The organism is Kitasatospora sp. NPDC057198 (assembly GCF_042670125.1).
GTDB lineage: Bacteria > Actinomycetota > Actinomycetes > Streptomycetales > Streptomycetaceae > Kitasatospora.
This window is the reverse complement of sequence record NZ_JBHUWH010000661.1, coordinates 1-3284: the sequence shown is the minus strand read 5'-3', so window position 1 is coordinate 3284 and position 3284 is coordinate 1. Positions and strand designations below refer to the sequence as shown.

The 3284-nt window shown below is 74.9% G+C and carries 3 protein-coding genes and 1 pseudogene; 3 read left to right on the top strand and 1 reads right to left on the bottom strand.

Annotated features, from left to right (window positions below; genetic code table 11):
• The coding region (locus tag ACFUEL_RS37400; RefSeq protein ID WP_380242315.1) for a PAS domain-containing protein at positions 1 to 807 on the bottom strand (807 nt) is incomplete at its 3' end.
• A gap of 180 nt (positions 808 to 987) precedes the next feature.
• On the opposite strand from ACFUEL_RS37400, the pseudogene ACFUEL_RS37395 reads away from it, so the two are divergent.
• From ACFUEL_RS37395 to ACFUEL_RS37385, 3 genes and pseudogenes are all read left to right on the top strand, one after another.
• Positions 988 to 1413 (top strand): annotated as a pseudogene (locus tag ACFUEL_RS37395) (carbohydrate binding domain-containing protein); the annotation flags it as partial.
• A gap of 48 nt (positions 1414 to 1461) precedes the next feature.
• Positions 1462 to 2484, top strand: a complete 1023-nt coding sequence (locus ACFUEL_RS37390; RefSeq protein ID WP_380242317.1) for a nitrous oxide reductase family maturation protein NosD — start codon at positions 1462 to 1464, stop codon at positions 2482 to 2484.
• A 42-nt stretch (positions 2485 to 2526) separates the two neighbouring features.
• The coding region (locus ACFUEL_RS37385; protein ID WP_380242313.1) for an SDR family oxidoreductase at positions 2527 to 3284 on the top strand (758 nt) is incomplete at its 3' end.

Genomic DNA, 3284 nt, shown 5'->3' with positions numbered 1-3284 from the left:
GTCGCCGAGGCCGGGCACCAGGACGCCGGCCAGGTCCTCGGCGGTGCCGGCCACCGAGAGCGAGCCGCCGACGGCGGCGGTGGCCCGGTGCAGCACGTCGGCGCGCCGCCGGTAGCGGTGCAGTTCGGTGACGTCGCCGAACAGCGCGGCCACCCCGATCAGCGCCCCGTCGGGGGCCTGCAGCCGGAACGCCTGGATCTCCATGACCACGGCCGGTCCGGGGTCGTCCAGGGTGCGGATCGGCAGTTCGGTGCGGACCACCGGCTCCCCGGTGGCGATCACGCCGCGCAGGACCGCTTCGGCGGCCGCCGCGTCCTGCGGCTGCAGGAAGTCGCCGAGCCGGTGTCCGGCCAGGTGGGCGGGCAGGCCGGTGTACGGGAGCAGGTGGGTGTTGGTGCGCAGCAGCCGCAGGTCGGTGCCGAAGAAGGCCAGGCCGATCCGGTCCTGCAGGAACAGCTCCCGGGTGAACGCCTCGTCCTGGCGGCGGCGGGCGACGGTGTCGGCGGGGGTGGCCAGCACCAGGGCGCGCACCTCGCCGTGCTCGCCGGCCAGCGGGAGCACCTGGTAGGCGGCCTCCAGCGGGGCGCCGCCGCCGGTACGCAGCCGGACGTGGCCGGTCCGCCTGCCGAGCGCGCCGCCGTCGGCCGGCCCGTCGGCCAGCAGCTCGCTGACGGGGCGGCCGGTGACCTGGTCGGCGGGCAGCCCGAGCAGCTGCTCGGCGGCGGCCGTCCAGCCCACGACGCGTCCGTCGCCGTCGACCAGGGCCGCCGCGACGCCGTCGATGTTCGGCAACCGCCGACTGTCCATGCGCTGCACCTCGGGTGGGTGGTCCGGTCCCCCCATCTTCGGACGGTTCCCGGTCCGGCGCCATTGACACCCGGTCCGGGGGCGGCCGGCGCACACCCATTGACGCCCCGTATTGGTCTAGTCCAAATTGGCCGTGCACATGCCCGTACCGCTCTTTCCCCCACACTGGAGCGCACTTTCATGACGCACCGCATCCACCGCGGCGGCGCCGCGACCGCCGCCCTGGCCCTGGGCTCGGCCGTCCTCGCCCTGCTCCCCGCCCGGGCCGGCGCGGCCACCGAACTCCTCGCCGACGGCGGCTTCGAGTCCGCCGCGCTCACCCCCTGGAGCTGCGCCGGCACCGCCGCCACCAGCACCTCCAACCCGCACTCCGGCACCGCCGCGCTGGCCGCCTCCCCCGGCGCCGCGGACCTCGCCCCCTGCTCCCAGAGCGTCACCGTCCAGCCGAACACCGGCTACACCCTGACCGCCTGGGTGAAGGGCCCGTACGTCACCCTCGCCGCCTCCGGCACCGGCGTGTCCACCTCCACCTGGGCGAACGCCGCCGACTGGACGCAGCTCACCCGCACCTTCACCACCGGCCCGGACACCACCCGGGTCACCGTCACGCTGAGCGGCTGGTACGGCAGCCCCTACCAGGCCGACGACGTCTCGCTGAGCACGGCCGGCACCGGCACGCCCACGCCCACGGCCCCGCCCACCACGGCCCCGCCCGCCTCGGCCTCCCCCACGCCCTCCGCCCCGGTCAGCACCCCCGGCCAGAACGACGCCACCCTCTCGCCGCCCCCGGCGGACACCGTCCGGGTCACCACCGCCAAGGAGCTCCAGGCCGCGCTGAGCGCCGCCGTCCCCGGCCGCACCATCCAGCTCGCCGACGGCACCTACACCGGCAACTTCAAGATCACCACGCCGGGCACGGCCACCGCCCGGATCACCCTGTCCGGCTCCCCGAACGCCGTCCTCACCACCTCCACCGGCGGCGGCTACGGCCTCTCACTGGCCGGCGCCCCCTACTGGACCGTCCGGGGCATCACCGTCACCCACGCCCAGAAGGGCATCATGGTCGACGCCTCCGACCACGTGGCGCTCGAGGGCGTGACGGTCCACCACACCACCATGGAGGGCGTGCACTTCCGCAACTCCTCCAGCTACGGCGTGCTGCGCGACTCGACCGTGCACGACACCGGCACCGCCCGCGACGGCAAGGGCGAGGGCGTCTACGTCGGCACCGCCAACACGCTCACCGACAGGAGCGACCACGTACAGATCCTGAACAACACCATCGGCCCGAACATCGGCGGCGAGAACATCGACCTCAAGGAGGGCACCACCGGCGGCCTGGTCTCCGGCAACCGCTTCGACGGCAACGGCCTGACGAACGCCAACTACGACGACTCCTGGGTCGACGTGAAGGGCAACGACTACGTCATCGAGAACAACACCGGCGTGCGCACCATGAACGACGGCTACCAGACCCACACCCAGCAGCCCGGCTGGGGCTGCGGCACCGTCTTCCGCCACAACGCCTCCGACCTGACCGGCGCCACCGGCACCAACCCCGCCAAGTACGCGATCGACGTCACCAACTACTCCGCCGACTGCCCGGTCACCGTCACCGCCGACAACACCGTCACCGGCGGTACCGCCCTGGCCGACCCGGGCGTCCCGATCGGCTGACCCGCCGTCCGCGATCCGTGCCGACCGGCGAGAATGGTCGGCATGGATCTCGGACTCAAGGACAGGGTGTACGTGGTCACCGGCGCGACCCGGGGGCTCGGCCACGCCACCGCCCGGCAGCTCGTCGCCGAAGGCGCCAAGGTCGTCGTCACCGGCCGCACCGCGGCGGCCGCCACCGCCGCCGCGGACGCCCTCGGCGACAGCGCCCACGGCGTCGGCGCGGACAACGCCGACCCGGCCACCCCGCAACGCCTGGTCGACGCCGCCCGGGAGCGCTTCGGCGGCTTCGACGGCATCCTGATCAGCGTCGGCGGCCCCGCCGCGGGCCCGGTCGCCACCGCCACCGACGAAGCCTGGCGCGGCGCGTTCGACTCCGTCTTCCTCGGCGCCCTGCGGCTGGCCCGCACCGCCGCCGAACAGCTCACCGACGGGGGCGTCATCGCCTTCGTGCTCTCCACCTCGGTCCGCCAGCCCATCGGCGGCCTCGGCATCTCCAACGGCCTGCGGCCCGGCCTCGCGATGGCCGCCAAGACCCTCGCCGACGAACTCGGCCCGCGCGGCATCCGCGTCCTCGGCCTGCTCCCCGGCCGCATCGACACCGACCGCGTCCGCGAACTCGACTCCCTCGCCGCCGACCCCGCCGCCGCCCGCGAGGCGGCCGCCGCCGGCATCCCGCTGCGCCGCTACGGCACCCCCGAGGAGTTCGGCCGCACCGCCGCCTTCCTGCTCTCCCCCGCCGCCTCCTACCTCACCGGCCTGATGCTCCCCGTCGACGGCGGCGCGGTCCGCGGTCTGTGCTG